The following is a 24,337-nucleotide window of genomic DNA, read 5'->3' as shown; positions in this document are numbered from 1 at the left end:
TTAATTATTATGTGAAAGGTTTTGATGATGTGATAACGGTTAAAGCCCCAGGCAAACTATACATAGCTGGTGAATATGCAGTAGTAGAACCTGGTTATGAGGCTATTGTGGTCGCGGTAGACCAGTTTGTAACGGTTTCAATTGAACAAGCACAAAAATTTGGGACGATCAACTCAAAACAGTACCAGGAAACGTCCGTCTTTTGGCAACGTAAAGGTAATCAATTGGTCATTGACAATCGTGACAATCCTTTTGAATATATTTTATCATCAATTAAGTACACCGAAGAATATGCATTAGAAAAACGGCATGAACTAGCCCTATTTGATTTAACGGTCAATAGTCAACTGGATTCCGATGATGGCAAAAAATATGGTCTCGGATCTTCCGCAGCAGTGACTGTGGCTACGGTTAGAGCCCTATCCGAGTTTTACCAACTACATTTGTCAGCCGAAGAAATTTTTAAATTAGCAGCTATTTCTCATTTTAAAGTACAAAACAATGGCTCTTTTGGTGATTTGGCAGCCAGTGTTTACGGGGGCTGGATTGCTTATCAATCACCCGATCGTCAATGGTTAACCAATATGTTAGCCAGCCGCCCTTTGGTCGAAGTTATTCAATTACCTTGGCCCCAATTAAAAGTGGAACCGTTGCAATTCCCACCTGATTTAAATTTATTAATTGGTTGGAGTGGTAAACCAGCTTCCACGCCGATTTTAGTGGATCAAATCGCCACTTCTCGAGCCCATGCAGCTCAACACTATCAAGAATTTTTGCATGCATCGCGGCAATGTTTACAAATGATGATCACTGGTTTTAAACAGCAGAATAGCCAAGTAATTAAACAACAATTAACGGTCAATCGCCAATTATTACGTGATTTAGCTAATTTCAGCGGAGTAACCATTGAAACTAAAAAATTAACCCAATTGTGTGAAATTGCCTTACACCACGGTGCAGCAGCCAAAAGTTCCGGCGCTGGCGGTGGAGATTGTGGTATCGCAGTGATTAATGCAGATCCAAAAGTGCGACAAGCTTTACTAGCTGATTGGCAGCAACACCAAATTCAACCCCTGAATTTTAATGTTTATTCGCTGCAGAAAGATTAGAGGTCGGTAATGCCCAAACAACCTATAGATTTACAACGTAAGCTGGAACATTTATTTTTAGCGGAAAAATTTTATCAGACTACTAATCCTACTTTTGAGGAATTAAAACTTTTACCCCCGGCTTTACCTGAAACAACTATTGATCAAGTTCAATTGACGACGACCTTTTGCAATCAAACGCTACCTACTCCCCTGTATATTAACGCGATGACTGGTGGATGTGCTCAAGTGACAGCGATTAATCAAAAATTAGCGCGAGTCGCAGCCGCTTTACATCTGCCCTTAGCGGTTGGGTCTATGAGTAACTATCTAAAGTATGCGGGCATCTCCGGGGTGTCGGAATCATATGAAATTGTGCGCCAAACCAATCCTCATGGTTTTATTTTGGCAAATGTTTCGGCGCATGTCTCAGCGACAGATGCCCAAAAATGTGTAGATTTAATTCAAGCGCAAGCTCTGCAAATTCATGTCAATGCGGCCCAAGAAATGGTCATGTCGGAAGGAAACCGCGGTTTTGTCTGGCAGGAAAATATTCGAAAAATTGTTCAGCAAGTATCAGTTCCCGTTGTTGTCAAAGAAGTGGGCTGTGGGATGACTCAAAAAGATGTATGGCATTTGGAACAGCTCGGGGTCCAAAATATTGACCTAGCTGGGCGTGGTGGGACTAATTTTGTACAAATTGAAAATGAACGCAATCATCAACAAGATTATAGCTTTTTACAAAATTGGGGCCTGACTACTTTAGAGTCCCTGGTGAATGTCGTCCCAAAGCAACATTCTGCGACAATTTGGGCTTCCGGGGGGATTCGTTCGCCCTTAGATGCGGTTAAATGTTTAGTTTTAGGTGCAAGCGCAGTTGGCTTGGCTGCTCCGGTTTTACATCAATTAAATCATCACAGTGTGGAACACACCATCCAATACTTTCACACTTGGTTGCAACAATTACGGGAACTTGTGGCTTTATTGGGTTGTCAGTCCATCCAGGATTTAACTCAGGTTTCTTATCGTTTATCACCACATTTAGCACAATACCAAACCCAAAACTGAGAACAATTACTGTTCTCAGTTTTTTTGATGGAATTTTTGAAAATGTCGTTGTAAATACTGGATCGTGAGACTGGGATGCTTTTGCTGAATTAACTCCAACGGCCGTCCGGTGGCGACTATTTTGCCGCCAGCTTGCCCCCCTTTGGGTCCGAGATCAATTAAATAGTCCGCTTGCGCCATTATATCCAAATCATGTGTAATGATGATAATGGTAGCTCCTTGAATTTTTAAGCGCTGTAAGACCTTTAATAAAGTTTGAACATCTAAAGGGTGCAAGCCCACAGATGGTTCGTCAAACACAAACAGGGTGTGCGCTTGTTGGTGATGCAGATGTTTAACTAATTTCAAGCGCTGTGCTTCTCCACCCGATAGGGTTGGTGTACTTTCACCTAAATGTAAATAACCTAACCCGACAGCGGCTAATAATTGTAATTGCTGCGCTATTGCTGGAATCGACACGAAAATTTTTTGGGCTTCAGTAACCGAGAGGTTTAACACATCAATGATGCTATAGTCGTGCCACTTAATTTGAGCTATCTCGGGTTTAAAGCGCTCACCATGGCAGACGGGACAGATTTCTTCCATATCAGGTAAATATTGAATATCTAAAGTAATCGTCCCTAATCCCTTACAATAAGGACATGCGCCCTGTTTGTTATTGTAGGAAAAATAAGCTCGACCCCAATTGTGATCTTGGGCTGCAGGTTGATGAGCAAACAAAGTCCGTAAGTGATCCATTAAATTGGTATACGTAGCTACCGAGGAGCGGCTATTTTTGCCAATAGGTGTTGCATCTACTGCCACCACGTGCTGTAAGTGCGTTTGTAAAGCTGAAACCTGCGCCGGTAAAGGCAAATGCTGTTGTCTTTGCTGTAAAGCCGGGACCAAGCTGTCTAAAATCAAACTAGTTTTACCGGCTCCCGAAAAACCTGTAATCGTAGTAATTTGTTGTTCCGGAATCTGCACTTGAATGTTGTGCAAGTTGAAATAATTTTGGACTTGCAATGTTGTCATGTCTTGGTTTGAGACAGTAGCTGACTGATGGGGCCAAATGGTTGCCTTGCCCGTTAAAAATGGACCAATTAATGATTGGGGATTTTGGGCTAAATCCGGAGGGGTGCCTTGTGTCAAGACCTCCCCTCCGGCAATCCCGGAACCGGGGCCCATTTCGATTACCCAATCAGCTGCTTCGATTAAAGCCACGTCATGATCGACGACTACCAAAGAATTACCTTGAGCAACTAATTCATGCAAGATATCAATTAAACCATGAACATTATCCGGGTGTAATCCAATAGAGGGCTCATCTAAAACATATAAAACTCCGGTAGTTTGAATCCGTAAAGTTTTGGCTAATTGAATGCGTTGCAGTTCTCCAGTAGATAAAGTATTGCCACTGCGATTTAAGGTTAAATAGTCTAAACCTAATTTTAATAAGGGCTGTAAACTATCAGTTAAATCCTGCATTAATACCGCCGCCAATGATTGCATATTAGCAGGTAATTCCTTTTTTAAGGTGGTCAACCACGGCTTGATTGAACCTAAAGGTAAAGCTGTCACTTCCGCAATGTTTTTGTGACCACATAGTTGTTTTAATAATTCTGGATTTAAGCGCGAACCATGACACTCAGGGCAAACCGCAAACCGGAAAAACTGATTAATTTGTGCTATTGACCGCTCACTTTTAGCATTTTTGGCCGCTTCATAAACCGCCTCATAAGCATTCTCGTATAGAGCATTTTCCGAGTGAAAAACGCGTCCCGTGGAAGTCCGAAAATCAAACGGATAGCGTTTCTTTTCACCGTGCAAAACGATTTCTTTTTCATGGGGAGTTAATTCTTTGTATGGGACATCAATCCGCACGCCTAAATTTTCGGCCATGCTGGGCATAAAATTACGACCCGGTAAATGCCAAGAGGCAACGGCGCCTTCTTGTAATGATAAATTGTCATCTAAAATTAATTTTTGAGGATCTAAGGTCCGAACCTGGCCAGTTCCTTGACACTTGGGACAAGCACCGGCAGCGTTAAACGCAAAATCTTCCGCCGATTTCGCGTAAAAACGCACATGACAAACTGGACATTCTAGCCGCCCCATCGCAGCACCACTTAAATCCATAGCCTGGGCAATTTGTAAACTGGGCGCCAGGCGATGACCATTAGGACACACTGGTGAGCCCAAACGAGAAAAAATCAAGCGGATTTGATTAAAAATTTCACTCATGGTTCCTACCGTAGACCGTTGCGAGGGTACTTGAGGACGTTGATGTAAGGCGATCGCTGCCGGAATATGTTTTACTTCTTGGACTTGAGAGCGTTTATTTTGACCAATCCGCCGCCGAGTATACGTAGATAAGGCTTCCAGATAGCGACGTGAGCCTTCCGCATATAAAACTCCCATTGCTAAGGAGCTTTTGCCCGATCCCGAAAGGCCGGCGATTGCTACAAATTGATTGAGTGGAATTTGTACATTAATATTTTTTAAATTATGAACCTGAGCGCCAATAACTTCAATCTGCTGCACCGTATTTTTAGTTGCGACCATGAGTTCATCTTCCTCTTTTACTTACTAACTAACCATTATTAGAAACTACTGAATTCTAAGACCCTTAGGCAAGAAATTTTTTAATTGTCCCTGAACGACTTTACCCCAAGCAAAAATCTTTTGTTGATAGCTGACGGCAACCCAACCGGGGGCATAGGCTTTATTTTTTAATATCAGAGCTTCACCATGCACAAAATGGGCAAATTGCTCGGCCGTTAAATCAAACCGCTGCTGAAATTGTGTGGGTGATAAAGCCATGACTAACGCATGATCCGGTTCAAATCTTTTTTTCTTAAATTGCCCGAGCCGTAAGCCATTTCGGATAATCTTCAGCTGCGACTGTGGAAAAATCCCAGCCGGTGCCCATAATACCTCAGCTTGAGGTTGCAGCTGCTTAAACGAAACTCCTGTCAAGGTCGTGGTTTGAAATTGCTGCCACAATTGTACTTGATCAGCAGACAATCGTTTTAAGGACTTGCCCGCAGGCCTGGTGGAAGGCGCCGTCCCTTGCTTACTCACCGCAGCAATAAAATGGCCCTCACCTCTATAGTGATGCGGAAACAAGCGCAGTGCTCCTTGAACCGCCATTCGTTGTTGGGCCCACGCTGGCCGCCCCCGATCCATCTTAGATAGCGCCGGCAATGGCAAAAGTTGTATTTGGGGTTGATCCAACAGCCAGCTTAAATTTTGTTCATCTTCTTCGGGGGCAAAAGTACAAGTTGAGTAAATCAAGCGTCCGCCGGGACGTAACATAGTTAAAGCCGCGGTTAAAATCTTTTTTTGCCGCTGGGCACAAAATTGGATGTTAGCTACTGACCAGTAGTCGCTGGCGGAAGGATCTTTGCGGAACAAGCCTTCACCAGAACAAGGTGCATCCACTACAATGCAATCAAAAAATTCCGGTAAAGCTTGCGCTAATTGTTCCGGGGAGTTATTTGTGACTACAGTATGTGTTAATCCCCACCGTTCAACATTAGAAGAAAGCACTAATGCGCGTTGATGGTTGATTTCATTAGCCACCAATAGCCCTTGATCATTCATTAAAGCTGCTAACTGGGTGGTCTTGCCTCCTGGTGCGGCACACAAATCTAGGACACGCTCATGTGCTTGTGGTGCAGCTAATTGGGCAACATTCATAGCACTAGGATCTTGTGAATAAATCCATCCTGCCAAGTGATCAATACTTTGCCCTTGTATTTGACCGTAATAACCATTCGCAATACCTGGTACTGGCTGCGCCACAGATTCTTGTAACTGTGACAGAGATGCCTTCAAGGGGTTGATCCGAAAGCCATGAGTCGCGGGCTGCGTCAAACTTTGTTTAAAAGCGGTAAATTCTGCTGGGGCCATTAGTTGTTGATATCGGTTAAGAAACATTGCCGGTAATGTCATTTTGGAGAACCTTTCTGAAAATTAATAAAGAAAATTTGAATGAGCGCACCTAGATTGACCAGCGTAAATAAAGCTAAGAAATATAACAATAAATAATTCCAACTTAAGAGCTGTAAGCGCCAAAAAATTAGGCCGCCGGCTGCGACAAAAACTACTATTTGAGTCAGTAAAAATTTAAACCAATTTTCTAATTGATAGTCAGTTAATAAATCACCGCGTAAAGCCGAAATTTTGACGGCTCGGACTGTGGGAACTTGTAATAAAGTAGTCAGGCTTAAGACCAACAGGGCAATAATCCCTAAATAAATTAAGGTTTGCCCCCAACGATTCCACCAGGTCTGAGATTTTGGATTTAAATGGTTATTAATACGGTAAATTTGCCGGGCCTTAAAAGCCTTTTTTAATTGTTGTAACTGTTTAGGATAATGCAAAATCTCGCCATCAACAATGATTTGAAAGTTTCGCAATTGCGTATGATCATGTTGTTTGGGCGAGGTTGAAATAAAAACATGCTGATTCAAATTTTTAGTATTATTTAAGCCAGTGACGCCAATGACAGAATAATAATTTTGCCGTAACTGATAATAACTTTGCGATTGAGGTTTATATGCGGTTTGAGCGGCAACAGTCTGTCCTAAGACCACAAACGGAATCGGTGATTGAAAATCGCTTTTCACAAAAAAGCGGCCGCTAGTCATTGGAAGCTTTTTTAATCTTTTAGGCATATAAACATATGACAAGTTGGGATCATGTTTGGATACAAAATAAAGTTGCAGATTAGTTATTTTTTGCTGATCAATTTTCCGTAAAATACCCGGAATGGACTTTCGAGAATGGGTCACTAAATTCATTGCTTGGTTACTAATATTCCCACGATCCATCAAATTTTGATAATTGCGGGTATCATTTTGAGCTACTAAACGCCCGGCACAAAATAAGAGAAAAATAATTAAAACATTAATCCAAATTGTTTTTTTCATAGTTCACCTAACCATCAGAAGTCGATCTTTCACCAAATCAAAATGTGGATAGTACTGATTAATATTATGGATTCGCTGGTCGTACTTAAAATGGGCCCGTTGCCAAAACAGTGCGCTATTGGTGGCTCCTTGATATTCTCCAATAATCCAAAATTGCGGCTGGTTGGGTAACTGCCGAATTAATTGGAGGATTTGCCAATCGATTGGATCACCATCAGGACTCCAAGCTAATAAAATCACATCACTCTCAGCGCCATATTTTTGGACGGCTTGGCGCGCGTCTAGCTTTTGCACAGGAAACCAGCAGTTACGGCTAGTCTGACTCCAAGCGGCCCAGGAACCATTGTCGGTGGCAATAACTTTTTGGTCTCTTTGGGCTAACGCAGCACTTAAACTGGCGTTTCCTGCCATAATCTCTAAGTATCTTTGTTGCGGGAATTGTTGCACCCATTGATCCATCATCGGTTGATTAATCATTGCCCAAATCCCAAATCTTTTTTGGATATATTGGCGAAAATTTTCCAAAAAATGGGCCAACTGATTAATATAAGTGGTTTTTTCAAAAATGGAAGCTTGCGTCAAAAACTCATTATTAGCAATTAAACGAATTAAATCTTGTGCGTTAATTTCTAAATTTGATAAAATGACATTTGGAAGCTGTTTTTGGGTATAGGCCATAATCACTTGGTGTAACTGATGCAATAGCTGGCTACAAGGTCTATCCATTGCCAGTTGCGTTTGATATTGTTGAAGTTTTTGAAAATAATTAATTGCAGACAGTCCTTGATTTAAGAATTATTTAAAATTATTTGTTTTGCTCTTCTTTTCAAAAGTGTATCATAGATTATGATGATTGTAGAATTTTTTAAGTGAGGAACAGATGGTATGAGTAAAAATAAGACTCCGTCGAGTGTAAATTCGCCCGTGCGTGATGGCTTCATTTGGATTTTACAAACGGCACTTATGCTGGTTGTTTTGTGGGGGATCATGTGGCTTTTAAACCGGTATGTAATTGACAATACCCTAGTTCAAGGAACTTCAATGCAACCAACTTTTGAAGATCAAGACCGTGCGATCGCATGGCGCCATAGTAAAATCAAAACGGGCGATGTGGTGGTCATCGATGCCCCCGATCAGCCCGGATCTTTTTATATTAAGCGAGTCATTGCTACACCGAAGCAAAAAATAGTCGCCAAAAACAATCAGATTTATATTAACGGTAAGAAGCTGAATCAAAAATTCTTACAACCTGGCAGCAAATTAGTGGATGACGGTAGTAATGGTGTTTATGGAACTAATTACACAGACACTAATGATTTCAGTCTCAAAAGTTTGGCCAAAACCAGTAATTATCGTGCCATTTATTCTCAAAAACAGTTACAAGCAATGAAACGTACGAATCAAGTCCCTAATGGTACTTACTTTGTTATGGGGGATCACCGTAGCGTTTCCAAAGATAGCCGCTATATCGGTTGTATTCCCCGTAATAAAATCGAAGGTGTGGTCAAATTCCGCTACTGGCCCCTCACACAGATGAAGGTCTTTTAATTAAAGGAGTAAAGAAATGGATACCAAGTTAGCTGCATTAATTATTGATTACCAGAAGAAAACTGATAAAAATGATGCTCAGATGGCTTTTGAAAGTCATTTTAGCGTGGAAAAGATTCACGATATTAAGGCTGGAAAATCGGCTTATACTCCGGATGAAGAAAAACGCTTAGTACAATATATTAACGATCATCCCTCTAGTTCTAATTAAAGTTTGTTAGACTTAATAAAAATATCTAGCACTGGATAACTTCAGGCTAGATATTTTTTATTTCCCAAAAATGAGAGTCTTATTGATCAGATTTTAAAACGCCGCCAACAGCATAATGATCAGTTTGCATTTCGTTTAACACGATATGCACATGTTCTGCAGGTGCTCCTGTATTTTTGGTAATCGCTGCGGTTACGTCTTGCACCAGTTGTTTTAGTTGCTCCGGCTTGCGGCCTTCGAGTAATTCGATGTGAACTAAGGGCATAATAATTTCTCCTTTGCATATTAATTGAATAACCCTAATGATAACATTTATTATTCTTTACTTCATTAATTCTGACGGATTCGACATACAGGCTCCTCCATATTAATTCTGACGGATTCGACATACAGACTCCTCCATTAGTGTCTTTTTAGGTCACCTGGATTTGACTCCGACATATTGTTAGGAAACTAACATTTTAGCTCTAATTTTGTATAGTTATAAAGCAGTCACGTGCTAAAGTGATGCTATTAAATAAATTGATAAGGCTCTGTCGACAGTTGCGAAGATTGTACGGTGAGGGCCCACTGGTTCTCATGAGCCCAATGTTTAAGCAATTTAGCTGTTTGTACTTTAAAAATTGATTCAATATGATGGCCCGGATCAATAACACTCAAGCCGGCGCTTAGCATATCATGAGCGGTATGATAATAAACATCTCCCGTAATGAATACATCAATATGATCTTCTAACGCATCTAAGTAAAATTTACCTCCATCGCCACCAATAATACCGATACGTTGAACGACTTTGTTAATATCTGGGGTAATTAAACGCAAGCCTCCTAAATGGAACACCTGTTTAACATATTTGGCTAATTCTAAACAAGTCATAGGAGTTGCTAAAAGCCCCACGCGCCCTAACCCAACACCATCGTTATCGCGGGCAAAACTTTCTAGTTGTTGCAATTTTAAAGCTTGGGCCAGCCAATCGTTCATTCCGGGACAGGTTTTATCCATATTGGTATGCGCAGCATAAACCGTAATATCATGTTTTAATAATTCAGCATACATAGCATTTTGTGGAATAGTTGTATCCAAATTGACCGCTGGGTGAAAGATTAAGGGATGATGCGCAAAAATAAAATCGACTTGATTGGTGATCGCTTCTTGGACGACCTCTGGTCGAACATCTAAAGTGGTCAAAACTCGATGCACGGGTCGGCGCAAATCGCCCAATTGTAAACCAGATGGATCATGATTCATTTTTAAAATTAGCGGTGCATAGGCTTCAATCTGGGTGACAATATCTTGCCCTGTTACTTCCATAATTTAAATAATCTCCTCTATTTTTTGTAATTTTTGTTGTGCGACGGCAATCTTCGTAGGTTCTAAATGTTGAGCTCGAATCAAATTAGCTAACGTTAATTGCGTGCGTGTTAGTTGTTGTTGCCATTTATGACGAAATACAGGACTTTTCTCTTGCAATAAAAATGGTCCAAACATAATTTCTTGTGGGGTTAAGGCAGCGACTGCTTCTTGTTTTTGGGCTCTGATGATTTCATAATTGTGGCGCCCATCTTGTACGATAGCTTCAGCAACAATCTGCCAACAACCACTATCATTTAACCATTGGCGAACTAACGGCTCATCGTTATTAGGTTCCAGAATTAACTGAGAAATTGACTGTAACTGTTGAGAGCCGGCATTTAAAATATGCGTAATCAATTGCCCACCCATCCCCGCGATTACTGCTAAATCTACTTGATCGGCAGGACGAAGTCCCAGCAAACCGTCAGCTAGACGGGTTGCAATTTGTGTATCCAATTGCGCTGCCTGAATATTAGTTCGTGCAATCGATAACGGACCCACAGCCACGTCACAGGCCACAGCGTGTTGAATCATTTTTTTTTGGATTAAATAAATCGGAACAAATGCATGGTCTGTTCCAATATCCGCCAGACAGGTGACGGGAGGAACTAAATCCACAATTTTTTGTAAGCGATTAGATAACTTGTGCACATAAACCTCCTCATTATCTGAGACAATGAAAAAAACCGCGAATGCGGTTTATTCCAAAAAGTCCCGTAATTGTTTTGAACGTGATGGGTGCCGCAATTTACGTAGAGCTTTTGCTTCAATTTGGCGAATACGCTCCCGCGTTACACCAAAAACTTTACCAACTTCTTCTAACGTCCGGGTGCGGCCGTCATCTAATCCAAACCGCAGTCGCAATACATTTTCTTCACGATCCGTCAAGGTATCTAAGACACTTTCCAGTTGTTCTTTCAATAATTCATAAGAAGCGTGATCTTCGGGACTAGTTGCGTCATCATCTTCAATAAAATCACCCAAATGCGAGTCGTCTTCTTCTCCAATGGGAGTTTCTAAGGAGACAGGTTCCTGGGCAATTTTGAGAATATCCCGCACTTTGGCTGTCGGAATTTCCATTTCCGCACCAATTTCTTCAGGTGTTGGTTCTCTGCCCAAATCTTGTAATAATTGACGTTGAATACGAATTAATTTATTAATGGTTTCCACCATGTGCACCGGAATTCGAATTGTCCGTGCTTGATCAGCAATAGCCCGCGTAATCGCCTGACGAATCCACCATGTAGCATAAGTGGAGAACTTGAAGCCTTTGCGATAATCGAACTTTTCCACGGCTTTCATTAATCCCATATTACCTTCTTGAATTAAATCCAAAAAGTGCATTCCACGTCCGACGTAGCGTTTAGCAATGGATACGACTAAACGTAAATTGGCTTCAGCTAATTGTTGTTTAGCTTCCTCATCACCTTTTTCAATCCGTTGGGCTAATTCTACTTCCTGTTGCGCATTGAGCAAGGGTACGCGCCCAATTTCTTTGAGATACATTCGCACGGGATCATTCATTTTCACACCCGTGGGAGCCGACATATCGCTTAATTCTTTGTGGTTAACTTCTTTTTGACTCTTCAAAGCTAACTTGCTCGGCTCTCCTTGGGCATCGACGACACTTATTCCATGATCTTGTAAATGATCGATCAATTCGGTTACTGATTTACCCTTTAGTGCAAAAGGTTTTAAAATTTGCTCACTTAATTTTTGTTCAGAGACTTTTTTTTGATCATGATAGTCTTGAATTAATTTTTTAGTGGCTTTTTCTAATTCCTTGCTTGATTTGATGACACTCTTTTTCTTTTTTTCTTCTGCCATATTTAAATCCCTCTAATTGTTAACTGACTTGGCTTGATCCATCTGTTGGCTCAATACAATCATTTTTTTGGTTAGTTCCAATTCTTGTTGACTATCACCAATTTGCTTTGCTTGTTTTACTTGCACTTGATATTTCTGCAATTGTTGACGTTGCTTATTTTGTTCGATATTAGTGATGTAATCTTGAACTTCTTCGGGTAAATAATTATCCGGACGGGGCATCATTTCAATTGCCACGATCAAATCACGTAAGTCAGCGGGTACTAAATCTACAAATTGTGCAACGGTTAAATGTTCATTCATTAAAGATTCACGGACCCAATAATCAAAAATATCTTGATACTGCTGGTGCACAAAATGAAAACCAGAATGCTGATCAATAATCTGCAATACTTCCGGATAATGAAAAACAATATTTAATAGATTACGTTCGGACTTTTCAACACTGTCTAAACCAACGTATTCCTGATCGTGATCCGGCGCACTGCGTTTTTCCGCCTGATTTTGACCATAATCAGCCACTGGTGTTAAGATTTTCTTAGTTTTTTGTTGTTCTTGCAGTTCTTGTCGGATCGTGCTGGAAGGTAGATTTAAATGTTGGGCTAATTGTTCCACATACAATTCTTGTTGTACAGGCGATTGTACGGGCAGTATATATGCTAAGGCTGCATTTAAATAATCAACTTTTTCTAAATCATTGTTTAAGTTATACTGACGACTCAAATATTCAATCATAAAGGCTTCTGGGGATAAACTCTTATGATGGACTAATTGACTAAAGGCTTGGGCTCCTTGACTTTTAATAAATTCATCCGGATCTTGATTTTGGGGCAAAATAACTACACCAACTTCCAAAGAAGTGGACTGTAATAATTCTAAAGCTCGACAAGCAGCCTTGAGACCGGGAGCATCACCATCATAACAAATAATTAACCGTTGCGTTATCCGCTGCAATAAATAGACTTGTTGTTCGGTTAAACTAGTTCCCATGGAGGCTACGCCATTTTTGACACCAGCCTGGTAGGCGCTGATTACATCCATAAATCCTTCAAATAAAATGACTTCACCTTGTTGACGAATTTCTTTTTTGGCGGCTGCCAGATTAAACAGGGTTTTACTTTTATTAAAAATCTCCGTTTCCGGACTATTCAAATATTTCCCCACGGGCCTTTGGGGATCGGGTTTTTGTAAAATACGTCCTGAAAAAGCAATCACATCTCCGCTTTGATCTTGGACGGGAAATATCACCCGATCACGAAAGCGATCCAATAGTTTTCCTTCATCAGTTTGCGTAAACAAGCCGGAACGTGCTAATTCGCTTGTCTCCTTTTGTTTGACTTGAAAAAAACTCAATAGCATTTGCTGTTGATCAGGCGCAAAACCAATTTGAAAATGTTCCAAAGTGGCATCAGTTAGTTGACGCTGATGTAAATAATTCAGCGCTGTTTCCCCTAACTGTGTCCGCATTAAAATATGATGATAAAGTTCTTGCGCCGCTTGGTAGTCCTGCTTTAAGAGTGTAGCTGATTGGTTTTCGGATGGACCTTTAGCCGCCTGATATTCTGCGGGCAAAGATAAACCACTGAATTCGGCAACCTTAATAACCGCCTCAGGGAAACTCAGACTTTCAATCTCCATTAAAAATTTAAAAACATTGCCACCCCGTCCACAACTAAAACAATGAAAAATTTGTTTCTCCTCAGATACTGAAAAACTAGGAGTTCGTTCCTCATGAAAGGGACATAATCCAAACAGATTACGTCCTGATTTTTTTAATTGGACATAGGGTTCAATCACATCCACAATATTCGTTTTTTGGCGAACTTCTTCAATGAAAGCAGCAGGAATTTGAGCCATTGTCTCACCTCACAATCGCACTAAAGAAAAGATAGCCGCACTAAAAATGCGACTACTCAACCTAATTTTAATTATTATTTTACTCGTTTTGTCAGATGAATGCAAAAATTTTGCCAAAGATCATTTTACAATTAACTGAGTTAAATCACCAAAAACCTGAATCATCTGGGCTAACTGCTGCAATTGCCGCAAACGGTTGTATCGAATTTGGTCATCAGCAGCATTAATCATATTGTCGTCAAAATATTTGGTAATTGTTGGTTGCAACGCAAGCAGACCTTGCAATTGCTGATCATTGTCCCGTTGAGCAAAATCTGCGGCTAATTGTTGAACCTCTTGATAAAGTTGCTGTTCGGAAGCTGTTTCAAATAATTTGGGATTCACCGCAACTTGAGTAATGGGAAGTGCTGCTTTGGCAGTAATGCGCAATACCCTTGTCAAGGCCTCAATATCTTCTTTAAATTGGGAATCGGCTTGATGGGCCTGGAGAACTTGAGCATGCTGCAGCATGGCTACCGGATCAATAACTGTCGTAGTCGTCACGGTGGCAATCAGATCATGAGCTACTTGAGATTGAAGCAATAACTGACGGACCCGTTCTGTTAAAAATTCGTTCACTTCGGATACATGTTTATGATAATCCAGTTGCTTTTGCGCTCCAGTTTGCTGCCATGCAGCAATTATTTGCGGCTGCAATTGATTGAAATCTAGATGCCAGTGCTTTTTTTCTAAAATACGGACAATCCCTGTAGCCTGACGGCGCAGACTATAAGGATCATTTGAACCATTGGGAATTAAATCCACTGCAAAAAAACTCATAATACTATCTAATTTATTAGCTAATGCTAAAACCTGCCCTACAGTAGATTGTGGCAGTACCCCTTCAGCAGATGTTGGTAAATAATGTTCGCGGATGGCTTGGGCGACGGCGGGAGTTTCACCAAACTTCAGGGCGTATTTTTCCCCCATTACTCCTTGCAGTTCCGCAAATTCACCAACCATATCAGTGACGAGGTCAAATTTATAAATATCCGCGGCGCGCTGTAAATTTTGTTGTTCTTCTGCTGTTAAATTAAATTTTTGAGCTAAGAGCAGCGCAATGATTTTGGTACGTGTCATTTTTTCGGTCATGGAACCGATTTTATCATGAAAAGTAACATTCTCTAATTGGTGTACATAATAGTTAATATCGTGTTTTTGATCTTCTTGGAAAAAGAACGCGGCATCTTCTAAACGGGCAACTAATACTTTTTCATTACCAGCAATTACTTGGTCTAAATGCTGTTGATTCCCATTGCGAACCCCAATAAAATAAGGTACTAACTTATCGTCTTGATCCCGAACATAAAAGTAGCGTTGATTATCTTTCATGGAGGTAATCAAAACTTCTTCGGGTATTTGTAAATATTTAGGATCGAAGTGACCGGCAAAAGCCGTAGGATACTCTACCAGATTTGTCACTTCTTCTAACAATTCCGGATCAATTTCAATTTGCCAATGGTGTTGCTGTGCTAAAGTCTGTAACTGCTCTTCAATTAAATGCTGACGTTCTTGTGGATCGGCGATCACAAAATCGTCAGCTAGAGCTTGCTGATAGTCTGTTGCTTGTGCTAGAGTGATTTGACTACCCAAAAAACGATGGCCCCAAGTTTGATTACTGGTGTGAATATTGAGCAGCTGAAAATTGATCACTTCGTGGTCTAACAAGGCTACCACCCAATGAATCGGGCGAATATATTCTAACTTATATTTGTTCCAGCGCATACGGGTAGGAAAAGTCATCGCCGTGATCACATCTTTGATACCGGGTAAAATGTCGGCCGCTTGTTGGCCGGCAATATGTTTTTTAATATAAACATAATCAGTACCTTTGACTGGTTGGAAAAAAATATCCTGGACGCTAACACCTTGACCACGGGCAAAGCCTTCGGCAGCTTTCGTCCAATGGTTTTGCTCGTCCACTGCAATTTTTTTAGCGGGACCCTTAACTTCAAGATCTTGATCCGGTTGTTGATTAGCTAATTCGTGAACCAAAACTGCCAAACGCCGCGGCGTGGCAAAAGGTTCCACAGTTCCATGCTTTAAATTATTAGCATCTAAAAAATTTATTACGCGCTGTTTTAATTGTTCCATAGCGGGTGTCACCACATGCGCGGGCATTTCTTCTAAACCAATTTCTAATAAAAATGAATGCGTCATTATTTCATCTCCTGCAAAATTTTTTGACGGGTAGCTTCATCTAATAAAGGAAAACCTAATTTTTGGCGTTCACTGACAAAGGCTTGCGCCACTTGATGAGCTAATGAGCGAATCCGATGCATAAAACCGGCCCGTTCCGTTACGGAAACCGCCTTATGGGCATCTAATAAATTAAAGGTATGGCTACATTTTAAAATATAATCATAGGCCGGATGGACTAAATTTAAACTAATCAAACGTTTGGCTTCTTTTTCATAAGCATCAAAAAACTTAAATAACATTGCCGGATCACTATCTTCAAAGGAATATTTTGAATGTTCATATTCCGGTTCTTTAAAAATATCACCATAGCGGACGCCATCGCCCCATTCTAAATCAAATACCGAGTTAACATCTTGAATATAAGAAGCTAAGCGTTCCACTCCGTAAGTTATTTCACTAGTCACCGGTTCTGCGGTTAAGCCGCCTACCTGTTGAAAATAAGTAAATTGCGTGACTTCCATCCCGTCTAACCAAACTTCCCAACCGACACCGGCACAACCCATTGATGGATTCTCCCAATTGTCTTCAACGAATCGAATATCATGTTCCAAAGGTTCAATTCCTAAAGCGCGTAAACTATCTAAGTAATAATCTTGAATCTCCAGAGGTGAGGGCTTCATCACCACTTGAAACTGATGATGCTGATATAGTCGGTTAGGATTATCACCATAACGACCATCAGCAGGGCGCCGTGAAGGTTCTACATAAGCAGCATTCCAAGGTTCCGGCCCAATCGCACGTAAAAAGGTATAAGGACTCATTGTCCCAGCACCCTTTTCCGTATCATAGGCTTGCATTAACATACAACCTTTAGCACTCCAAAATTGTTGCAGGGTTAAAATCATGTCCTGAATATTTAGCTTTTTCTTCAAAGTATTAACCTCTTTCTACAAAAACAGATATTATGCACAAAAAAAACCTATGCAAAAATTGCATAGGGACGAATTTACTCGCGGTTCCACCCTACTTCAGGAATTAACCTGCGCTCAGTTTATCATTAATTCCAAGAGCCATATTAACGGCGTGCTTCCACCATCCACGCTCGCTGTTCGGAAATCAAGTTTAATTTTAGCATTCCTCTCGATACTGTCAACTCCTAGATTTGCCAGCGATACATCGAATCAATAAACTTTTTACTTTTGGGATAAACGCTTACGGTGTCTTGATAAATGATATCTAAGGTATGTCGCAGTTGCGCTTTGGTCGACTCATCCACTGCAATGTGCTTGATGCGACGGAGCCGAAGTTGGGCAAATAACCGCAAATAAGCAACCACTTTTGGTTTTAAATGTAAACGATGTTTGTCCTGAGGCCAATGCTTTTGGCACAAAATTCCACTATAAACAACAGAATAATCGAACGGGCCTTGGTTTTCGCCCCCCACTACACAACGTTGCCAATTAGGTTGAACCCCAAATGGTTGTAATAGCTGCACTTCAAGAATATTGCAGATAATCTCCGGATCTTGTCCTGCGTCGATTAATTTAGTAGCCCACAAAATTTGCTCAAACCAAGCAGTGCTCAATGATTGTGAAGTAAAAGCACGGATTGTCAAATCATAAATATAAGTAACATAAGCATTTTTAAAAATATCTTGCGCTACATTTTCAAATTGTTGTAATTCTTGGGCCGTACTTAAATAAGAAAATCCATGATCATTGAAAGTACCCTGATAATGACCATAGGTAAATGGCAACACTAAATAACGTTGCTTAGCGTTAGGTTTCTTGATACCCCGCATTAAAAAGGTGACCAACCCATAACGATCGGTTAACAAATAAGCCAATTGATCATTATCATGATAATCTTGTAAGCGTAAAACCAGTCCTCGAAAAGACTGATTACGTGCTAAAACCATCGCTATTTCAAGTCCTTCACAGCATAACCCATTCGCGCTAAAAATAACGGATCATTCCGCCAATTTTTTTGAACTTTGACCCATAATTGTAAGTTAATACGTTCCCCAAGCAATAATTCAATTTTTTTGCGAGCGCGAATGCCAATATTCTTTAACATCGAACCTTTACTGCCAATTATAATTTGCTTTTGACTAGCGCGTTCCACATAAATGGTCGCTTGTACCTGTAATTTACCCTGTAACCGTTGCTGCATATCCTCCACAACTACGGCTACTGCATGTGGAACCTCTTGGCGTGTTAATTCTAAAATCTTTTCGCGAATAATTTCGCTCACCACAAAATATTCTGGATGATCGCTTATTTGATCTTCAGGGTAATACTTGGGGCCTACTGGTAGAATTTGACCTACAGCAGTTAAGAGTTCGGCCACATTATTCCCTTGTGTGGCCGAAATGGGGAAAATTTCTTGAAAATGATGTAACTGTTGATACTGATCAATTAGCGGTAAAAGAGCATCTGGATGAACTAAGTCAATCTTATTAATTACTAAAAAGATTGGTACAGAGATGTCAGCCAATTTAGTAATAATAGTCCGGGTATCTTCAGTTAGCGCTTGAGTGGCACTTACCAACAATAAAATTGCATCCACATCCTGCACAGCCGACCAAGCAGCTTGATCCATGTACTGATCTAAATTATTGTGGGGGCGATGTAACCCCGGAGTATCTAAAAAAATAATTTGCTGTTCTTGATCAGTGTAAATACCTTGAATCTTATTGCGGGTAGTTTGTGCCTTCGGTGAAATAATCGATATTTCCGTTTGTAAAATTCGATTAACTAATGTCGATTTACCAACATTAGGCACACCAAGGACTGCTACAAATCCTGAATGAAATTCTTCTTTAGTCATCATGTAAATCCTCCGCTGCAAAAGCTCCCGGCAACATATCAGCAACTGTTGTAGAAACTAATTGTTCTGTTTGATTAGTAGTTAAATAAATCGGCATTTGCGGCGGACAAAATTCTGATAAAACTTGGCGACAGGCTCCACAAGGAGTAATTATTTTGGGGCGTGAATTGATTATCAAAAGGGCAGCAAAATGGCGCTCACCAGCAGCAATCGCTGTAAACATCGCTGTCCGTTCCGCACAATTGGTTAAACCGTATGAAGCATTTTCAATATTACAACCCGAATATATTTTGCCCTCAGAGGTCAGTAAAGCTGCTCCAACGGGAAAATGAGAATACGGGGCATAAGCTTGCAACAACATTTTAGTTGCTGCTGCTTTTAATTTTTCCATTGACATAACTTGTCCTATCGTTTTAAACCTAATGCGGTCAAAATTTTTTCCTGCAACGCAAACATTTCCTGAGCCGCTGTTGTTTGTACGTGATCATAACCGGCTAAATGCAACATCCCATGAACGACAGTGTATCCTAATTCACGCTCATATGAATGTCCGTATTCTTGGGCATGTTGCCGAACTACTGCCGGGCAAATAAATAAGTCGCCAATATTTCGTGGTACCCCAAATTCAGCCTCTAATTCTGTGGTACTGATTCCGTCGTCATCCCCGTCTTCTAAAGCAAAACTAATAACATCCGTCGGACGATCAGTGGCGCGATATTGCCGATTGAGTTGCTGAATTTTATCGGGTTGACAAAAAGTTATTGACATCTCTGTATCCGCTGGTAGAACAATTGTCGTCGCTGTCTGCGCAATTAATTGCTGCACTAACTGTAATTGTACTGGTTGGATTAGATTATTTTGATCATAAATTTCAACGTCCATTAATTACTCCCGGTTTTTTGTTGATAAGCAGCTATAATTTCTGCTACTACAGGGTGACGCACCACATCACTGGTTTTAAAATCGACAAAACCGATTCGTGGTAAATTCCGTAAAATTTGTGCAGCCTCTATTAAACCACTTTTGGCATGCCGCGGTAAATCAATTTGTGTAGCATCTCCATTTACTACCATTTTCGATCCGAATCCCAACCGCGTTAAAAACATTTTCATTTGTTCACGCGTAGTATTTTGAGCCTCGTCTAAAATCACAAAGGCCTCATCTAATGTGCGTCCCCGCATATAGGCTAGAGGCGCAATTTCAATGACTCCTCGTTCTAATAAGTGATTCGTATGTTCCGTTCCTAAAATATCATATAATGCATCATAGATTGGCCGCAAATAAGGATCAACTTTTTCTTTTAAATCGCCGGGTAAAAAGCCTAAATTTTCACCAGCTTCCACTGCTGGCCGTGTCAAAACTAATCGTCGCACCTGCCCTTTTTTTAAAGCAGCCACGGCCATCACCACCGCCAAATAAGTCTTACCAGTCCCAGCGGGGCCAATGCCAAAAGTAATATCATGCTTTTTGATAGTCTGAAGATACTGCCTTTGTCCCAAATTACGCACTCGGATGGCGTGCCCTTGAGCATTATGCAAAATCACTTGATTATATAAATCTGCAAAATACTCTAACTGACCTTCCAAAGCCATTTGCGTCGCACTTACCACATCCGATTCGCCAATTTGAATCCCCGAATGCAACAGCTTAACCAAAATAGTGAGAATTTGAGTCGCCAACTGGACCTGCGATGGCTCGCCTGTTAGATCAACTCGTTCTCCAAAAGGATGAATTTTTAGGTTTAATTTTTCAGCAATAATTTTTAAATTAGCATCGTTAATCCCAAAAATTAAAGCATCATCATTATTAGAGATCGTAAAAGTTTTGGTTATTTCTGCTGTCAAATACCTTACCCCAGTCTTAATTAATTATTCTTATTTTATTACAAAATCCTCCAAAATAAAAAGGTTAAAGTAAAATTACACTTTAACCTTTTTTGTTACTGTAAAAATGCTTTTACAATTTGATTAACCAGACTACCATCAGCCCGGCCACGCACTTTAGGCATAACAGTTTTCATTAACTTGCCAAAGTCGGCTGCACTAGTTGCCTGTATCTCGGCCGCACTTTGTTGAACAATTTGCTGTAGTTCAGCCTTAGATAATTGTTGCGGTAAATATTGCTGCAAAACTTTCATTTGTGCCTGCGTTTGCGCTACTAAATCGTCGCGGCCGCCTTTTTGAAAATCAGCTAGGGAATCTTTTTGCTGCTTCATTTGGGAAGCTACGACTTGAGCTTCCTCTTGGTCAGTTAATACATGTCCCAGCTCGATTTTTTTGTTCATTAAAGCTGATTTAAGCATTCTGATAACCGATAAGGCGGTCTTATCTTGGCTTTTCATGGCCGTCTTAATATCAGTCATTAATTGGTCAGTAAGCGACATTAAATATCACACCCTAAATCTTACCGTCTTTTTCTCTTCTTGTTGCGCTTACGTGCAGCTTCTGATTTCAACTTGCGCTTAACGCTAGGTTTTTCATAGAATTCACGTTTGCGATATTCTTGAAGAGTACCACTTTTGGAAACAGAACGTTTAAATCGACGAAGAGCATCATCCAGAGACTCGTTTTCACGAACGACTGTCTTAGCCATAGGATATCCCTCCTTCCGATTACTTACGTAACTATTTATTGAAACAGTTCTAATACAGTATACCAAAAGAATCTCCAACTGAAAACAATTAATCCTGAGATTATCTAGCTTTTTTTCCCTAAAAATGATAATTTAGGAACAAAAATAACGCAGGTGAATGTGATGAAACAAGTAATTTATGCCATGTCTGATTCGTCGGGCGAAACGTCAGCCGGTTTTGCCCGCTCTATGTTGGCACAATTCCCGACCATTGAGATTCAATTAAAACGCTTTGCCTTTGTTAAAAATGTAGCAGAAGCTCAACAAATTTTACAACAAGCATTAACTGACCAGGCAATTATTTTTTATACTTTAACTCATCGCGAGTTCGATGACCTCGTTAAAAAGTTTACTTGGGAACATAATATCTTAGCATTCGATATCCTTAATCCATATTTAGATAAATTAGAAGCCTATACGCATCAAAAAGCCAGTCATGAAATCGGCGCCGCTCGGAAACTGAATTCCCAATATTTTGAACGCATTGCTGCCATTGATTTTGCCGCAGAAAATGATGATGGCAAAAATCCTCATAGTATTACGCGCGCCGATGTGGTATTACTAGGAATTTCACGAACTTCCAAAACGCCTTTATCCTTTTTCCTCGCTAATCAACGAATTAAAGTGACGAATATTCCGTTAATGCCCCAAGTACAATTACCAGACGAAATTTGGCAAATAGCACCGCAAAAAATCGTTGGTTTAACCAATGATGAAGAAGTTTTACAAAAAATCCGGCAACAACGCATGATTGCTTATGGCCTAAAACCGACTACTGCTTATTCCGACGTGCATAAAATTAGAGCAGAGTTACAATATGCTGACCAAATTTATCAAAAACTAGGTTGCTTAGTTATAAATGTGGCCAATAAGTCGATTGAAGAAATTGCGGCAATTATTACCAACAAACTCAATCTCAATACATTAGGAGGTTAAAGAATGCTTATCACCGAAGGTTATCTTCCCTTTGGACCATATCGGACCTATTATCGCATTGTCGGCAAAGAATCGGCACAACATCCCCCATTATTGTTATTACATGGCGGTCCGGGTTCGACCCATAATTATTTTGAAGTTTTAGATACTGTGGCCCAAACCTCGCACAGACAACTCATTATGTATGATCAATTAGGCTGCGGTAATTCATCTTGTCCCGATCAGCCCCAGCTATGGCGGGCTGAAACCTGGGTTCAGGAGTTGATTAATTTACGCCAAAAATTACATTTAACCAAGATTCATTTGTTAGGTCAATCATGGGGTGGCATGTTAGCGCTAATTTATCTGTGTGACTATCACCCTCAAGGTATCCAAAGCTTAATTTTGGCCAGTACCTTATCCAACGCGCAATTGTGGGCCCAAGAGCAGCAACGGCTAATTAAATTTTTACCAATCGCTGAACAAACGGCTATTAATCAAGCCCAGACTACTGGAAACTATCAAGCTTCTGCCTATCAAGCCGCCAATGCCCATTACATGCAATTACATGCGGCACCCAAATTTACTGCCGCAGATCCGGAACCGCTACGCCGCAAAAAGCATGGTGGTACTCAAGCCTATGCCACGGCTTGGGGGCCCAATGAGTATACACCTAGTGGCACTTTGAAAAATTATGATTATACTCAAAAATTAGCTCAGCTCAAACAGCCAACATTAATTACCAGCGGCACAAATGATTTATCCACTCCGTTAATTAATAAAACCATGTGGGATCAACTCCCTAATGCCCACTGGGAATTATTTGCGCACAGTCGGCATTTATCTTTTGTGGAAGAAAATCAGAAATATCAACATTTATTAACTAATTGGCTTTTAGAACATGACTAAAGCATAATCAGTTTTACGATTATGGATATTCTCTTTTTATTAAGCCAAGTGGCCAAATAATATGATATTTGTTCATTTCACTCTCTAAGTATCCCACATGCTGAATTTTGGATCAGTTTGCAGTAGTCTTTAGCTGATTTTTTAAATAAGTTTACATGGATATTTTTCAAACACCATTAAAAACCAAACATTTTTGATCTTGCTGTCAACAACTCATTTCCGTTACAATAGTTCTAATTACAACGAGTGGACAAGATTTTGACCATATTGCTGATCTATTAGTGCAACTGTAGTATTGCCTAAAAATTAATCGTGAGGGAGATTTTTCGATGGCTCGACCAACTACCAAAACTGAACTCATCAATACCAGTCAAACTAATTATCAAAAAATTAAAGATTTGATTGCGGCATTGCCCCCTGCAGCACGCACGGCAGATTTTAATTTTGACATCAGTTCTTTAAAAGAAGCTCATTGGCAACGTGATCATAATGTACGTGATGTTTTAATTCATTTATATGAGTGGCAAAAACTATTATTGACTTGGATTCAAAACAATCAGGCGGGCCAAAAGCAAGACTTTTTACCAGCTGGTTACAATTGGCGTACTTATGGGCAAATGAACCTCGCTTTTTGGCAAAAACATCAAACTACTTCTTTAGAAACAGCAGAAAAGCTATTAGATCAGACCCATCAGCAGGTAATGAGTATTTTAGATACTTTTTCCGAAGACCAACTTTTTCAAAAACACATCTACCCTTGGACTGGCAATAATACTTTAGGCAGTTATTTTATTGCCAACACCACCAGTCATTATGATTGGGCCTTAAAAAAGTTACGCAAATATCAACGCCGCCTTCCCCGCACTAACTAATCACAAAAATAATCTTGTAATTTTACAACACTAGAATTATTTTTCGATGCAATTGGGGAACCTTATATTTAGTAAAGTGGTTGGGCTTTGCAATCCACTACTAATGTTCAAGCTTTTCAAGATAGATCATCG

The 24,337-nt window shown here is 40.2% G+C and carries 25 protein-coding genes; 7 read left to right on the top strand and 18 right to left on the bottom strand.

Features of this window, described 5'->3' with window-relative positions:
• The first annotated feature begins 29 nt into the window (after positions 1–29).
• Positions 30–1,109: a phosphomevalonate kinase gene (locus JG30_RS04195; RefSeq protein ID WP_046317239.1), complete on the top strand. Its 1,080-nt coding sequence runs from the start codon at positions 30–32 to the stop codon at positions 1,107–1,109.
• 9 nt (positions 1,110–1,118) lie between these two features.
• Positions 1,119–2,156 carry a type 2 isopentenyl-diphosphate Delta-isomerase gene (fni, locus tag JG30_RS04190; protein WP_046316402.1) on the top strand — a complete coding sequence of 346 codons (1,038 nt, stop codon included), beginning with the start codon at positions 1,119–1,121 and terminating at the stop codon, positions 2,154–2,156.
• Positions 2,157–2,171: 15 nt separating this feature from the next.
• On the opposite strand, the gene JG30_RS04185 is transcribed toward fni, so the two are convergent.
• From JG30_RS04185 to JG30_RS04170, 4 genes are read right to left on the bottom strand one after another with little or no spacing between them, the layout of a single operon-like run.
• On the bottom strand, positions 2,172–4,700 hold the full coding sequence (locus JG30_RS04185; protein ID WP_046316400.1) for an ATP-binding cassette domain-containing protein: 2,529 nt from the start codon (positions 4,698–4,700) through the stop codon (positions 2,172–2,174).
• A gap of 45 nt (positions 4,701–4,745) precedes the next feature.
• Positions 4,746–6,092 carry an RsmF rRNA methyltransferase first C-terminal domain-containing protein gene (locus JG30_RS04180; protein ID WP_046316398.1) on the bottom strand — a complete coding sequence of 449 codons (1,347 nt, stop codon included), beginning with the start codon at positions 6,090–6,092 and terminating at the stop codon, positions 4,746–4,748.
• Positions 6,089–7,072, bottom strand: coding sequence for a hypothetical protein (locus JG30_RS04175; protein WP_046316396.1), 984 nt, complete (start codon positions 7,070–7,072; stop codon positions 6,089–6,091). The genes JG30_RS04180 and JG30_RS04175 overlap by 4 nt, the downstream gene beginning before the upstream one ends.
• 3 nt (positions 7,073–7,075) lie before the next feature.
• The gene (locus JG30_RS04170; protein WP_052725197.1) at positions 7,076–7,774 is read right to left on the bottom strand and encodes a hypothetical protein; all 699 of its coding nucleotides are present in this window, start codon (positions 7,772–7,774) and stop codon (positions 7,076–7,078) included.
• Positions 7,775–7,957: 183 nt separating this feature from the next.
• On the opposite strand from JG30_RS04170, the gene lepB reads away from it, so the two are divergent.
• On the top strand, positions 7,958–8,620 hold the full coding sequence (gene lepB, locus JG30_RS04165) for a signal peptidase I (RefSeq protein WP_046316394.1): 663 nt from the start codon (positions 7,958–7,960) through the stop codon (positions 8,618–8,620).
• A gap of 16 nt (positions 8,621–8,636) precedes the next feature.
• Positions 8,637–8,831: an LBP_cg2779 family protein gene (locus JG30_RS04160; protein ID WP_046316392.1), complete on the top strand. Its 195-nt coding sequence runs from the start codon at positions 8,637–8,639 to the stop codon at positions 8,829–8,831.
• 79 nt (positions 8,832–8,910) lie between these two features.
• Here the strand turns inward: JG30_RS04160 and JG30_RS04155 are convergent, their stop codons facing one another.
• From JG30_RS04155 to rpsU, 14 genes are all read right to left on the bottom strand, one after another.
• Positions 8,911–9,096, bottom strand: coding sequence for a 2-hydroxymuconate tautomerase (locus JG30_RS04155; protein ID WP_046316391.1), 186 nt, complete (start codon positions 9,094–9,096; stop codon positions 8,911–8,913).
• A gap of 248 nt (positions 9,097–9,344) precedes the next feature.
• On the bottom strand, positions 9,345–10,142 hold the full coding sequence (locus JG30_RS04150; protein WP_046316389.1) for a Nif3-like dinuclear metal center hexameric protein: 798 nt from the start codon (positions 10,140–10,142) through the stop codon (positions 9,345–9,347).
• A gap of 3 nt (positions 10,143–10,145) precedes the next feature.
• The gene (locus JG30_RS04145; protein WP_046316388.1) at positions 10,146–10,835 is read right to left on the bottom strand and encodes a tRNA (adenine(22)-N(1))-methyltransferase; all 690 of its coding nucleotides are present in this window, start codon (positions 10,833–10,835) and stop codon (positions 10,146–10,148) included.
• A gap of 48 nt (positions 10,836–10,883) precedes the next feature.
• Positions 10,884–12,011 (bottom strand): RNA polymerase sigma factor RpoD, encoded by a 1,128-nt coding sequence (rpoD, locus tag JG30_RS04140; RefSeq protein WP_046316386.1) that lies wholly within the window; start codon positions 12,009–12,011, stop codon positions 10,884–10,886.
• Between the two features lie 12 nt (positions 12,012–12,023).
• Positions 12,024–13,868 carry a DNA primase gene (gene dnaG, locus JG30_RS04135; RefSeq protein ID WP_046316385.1) on the bottom strand — a complete coding sequence of 615 codons (1,845 nt, stop codon included), beginning with the start codon at positions 13,866–13,868 and terminating at the stop codon, positions 12,024–12,026.
• Positions 13,869–13,988: 120 nt separating this feature from the next.
• Positions 13,989–16,067, bottom strand: coding sequence for a glycine--tRNA ligase subunit beta (glyS, locus tag JG30_RS04130; protein WP_046316383.1), 2,079 nt, complete (start codon positions 16,065–16,067; stop codon positions 13,989–13,991).
• Complete coding sequence (glyQ, locus tag JG30_RS04125; protein WP_046316381.1) at positions 16,067–16,981, bottom strand: glycine--tRNA ligase subunit alpha; 915 nt, start codon at positions 16,979–16,981, stop codon at positions 16,067–16,069. The genes glyS and glyQ overlap by 1 nt, the downstream gene beginning before the upstream one ends.
• Positions 16,982–17,205: 224 nt before the next feature.
• Positions 17,206–17,967, bottom strand: coding sequence for a DNA repair protein RecO (recO, locus tag JG30_RS04120; protein WP_046316379.1), 762 nt, complete (start codon positions 17,965–17,967; stop codon positions 17,206–17,208).
• A gap of 2 nt (positions 17,968–17,969) precedes the next feature.
• Positions 17,970–18,881: a GTPase Era gene (gene era, locus JG30_RS04115; RefSeq protein WP_046316377.1), complete on the bottom strand. Its 912-nt coding sequence runs from the start codon at positions 18,879–18,881 to the stop codon at positions 17,970–17,972.
• Positions 18,871–19,269: a cytidine deaminase gene (locus JG30_RS04110; protein ID WP_245626291.1), complete on the bottom strand. Its 399-nt coding sequence runs from the start codon at positions 19,267–19,269 to the stop codon at positions 18,871–18,873. The genes era and JG30_RS04110 overlap by 11 nt, the downstream gene beginning before the upstream one ends.
• A 14-nt stretch (positions 19,270–19,283) precedes the next feature.
• Complete coding sequence (ybeY, locus tag JG30_RS04105; protein WP_046316373.1) at positions 19,284–19,760, bottom strand: rRNA maturation RNase YbeY; 477 nt, start codon at positions 19,758–19,760, stop codon at positions 19,284–19,286.
• Positions 19,760–20,722, bottom strand: a complete 963-nt coding sequence (locus tag JG30_RS04100; RefSeq protein WP_046316372.1) for a PhoH family protein — start codon at positions 20,720–20,722, stop codon at positions 19,760–19,762. The genes ybeY and JG30_RS04100 overlap by 1 nt, the downstream gene beginning before the upstream one ends.
• A gap of 95 nt (positions 20,723–20,817) precedes the next feature.
• Positions 20,818–21,261 carry a GatB/YqeY domain-containing protein gene (locus JG30_RS04095; protein WP_046316371.1) on the bottom strand — a complete coding sequence of 148 codons (444 nt, stop codon included), beginning with the start codon at positions 21,259–21,261 and terminating at the stop codon, positions 20,818–20,820.
• Between the two features lie 20 nt (positions 21,262–21,281).
• Positions 21,282–21,470, bottom strand: a complete 189-nt coding sequence (rpsU, locus tag JG30_RS04090; RefSeq protein WP_045922571.1) for a 30S ribosomal protein S21 — start codon at positions 21,468–21,470, stop codon at positions 21,282–21,284.
• A 162-nt stretch (positions 21,471–21,632) separates the two neighbouring features.
• Between rpsU and JG30_RS04085 the strand changes: the two genes are divergently transcribed.
• From JG30_RS04085 to JG30_RS04075, 3 genes are all read left to right on the top strand, one after another.
• Positions 21,633–22,445, top strand: a complete 813-nt coding sequence (locus tag JG30_RS04085) for a pyruvate, water dikinase regulatory protein (protein ID WP_046316370.1) — start codon at positions 21,633–21,635, stop codon at positions 22,443–22,445.
• A gap of 3 nt (positions 22,446–22,448) precedes the next feature.
• Positions 22,449–23,333: a proline iminopeptidase gene (gene pepI, locus JG30_RS04080; RefSeq protein ID WP_046316369.1), complete on the top strand. Its 885-nt coding sequence runs from the start codon at positions 22,449–22,451 to the stop codon at positions 23,331–23,333.
• Positions 23,334–23,662: 329 nt separating this feature from the next.
• Positions 23,663–24,205 carry a ClbS/DfsB family four-helix bundle protein gene (locus tag JG30_RS04075; protein ID WP_046316368.1) on the top strand — a complete coding sequence of 181 codons (543 nt, stop codon included), beginning with the start codon at positions 23,663–23,665 and terminating at the stop codon, positions 24,203–24,205.
• Positions 24,206–24,337: the final 132 nt, after the last annotated feature.

It is taken from the genome of Bombilactobacillus mellifer, assembly GCF_000970795.1.
In the GTDB taxonomy this organism is placed as follows: Bacteria; Bacillota; Bacilli; order Lactobacillales; family Lactobacillaceae; genus Bombilactobacillus; species Bombilactobacillus mellifer.
The sequence above is the reverse complement of the archived record's forward strand: the minus strand, read 5'-3'. Positions and strand labels throughout refer to the sequence as shown.